General features: G+C 68.0%; 1 protein-coding gene. It reads right to left on the bottom strand.

Annotated elements, in window-relative coordinates:
• Positions 1-43 precede the first annotated feature (43 nt).
• Complete coding sequence (locus C1J00_RS44005) at positions 44-250, bottom strand: hypothetical protein (RefSeq protein ID WP_102914279.1); 207 nt, start codon at positions 248-250, stop codon at positions 44-46.
• Between the last annotated feature and the right edge of the window lie 340 nt (positions 251-590).

Here is a 590-nt window from a genome sequence, read left to right as displayed (position 1 = left end):
GCGCACCGCCCGCCGGGGGGGTGCGGCGGGCGGTGCGGGCCTGTCAGTTGCTCAGGTAGGCCATGGCCTGGGAGTGGGCGTCGAAGCGGTCGATGGCGGTCAGGTTGTGGACTTCCAGGCAGTGCGTGAACACCTCTACCGCCAGTTCCTCGGTCGCCTCGTCGGTGGCAGGCTCGGGGAGGGTGTTGATGACCTTGCCGTCCTGGACAAGGGCGATGAACGGGCGGGGGGTCTTGGCGAGCGTGATCACGGTGTTTCCTTCGTTCGGGACGGGCCCCATGCTCCGGGGCTGCGGGGTGAACCCGCAAAGAGAACAGTACAGCAATGAGACTGTCAGGCAACAGGGACCCCGTAAGAATCCGCAAACGGGCAGGTAGAGAGGCCTGAACGCATCTCGTCCACTCTCATGGCTGTACTTTCCTGCGGTGCGGCTGTACGTTCTGGACCCACGCCAACCGGCGGCCCGGGGAGAGCACCCCGGGCACTCCCGAACGAAGGAACACCGCCATGCGCATGCCGCGCCTCCTGATCCGTCTCCCCCGTCCCGCCGCGCTCCTGGCCGCCGGACTGGCCACCGCGCTCCTCGGCGC

The sequence above is a fragment of the Streptomyces cahuitamycinicus genome (assembly GCF_002891435.1).
GTDB classification, from domain to species: domain Bacteria; phylum Actinomycetota; class Actinomycetes; order Streptomycetales; family Streptomycetaceae; genus Streptomyces; species Streptomyces cahuitamycinicus.
Note: the sequence above shows the minus strand (reverse complement) of the source record. Positions and strands in the feature narration are given on the sequence as shown.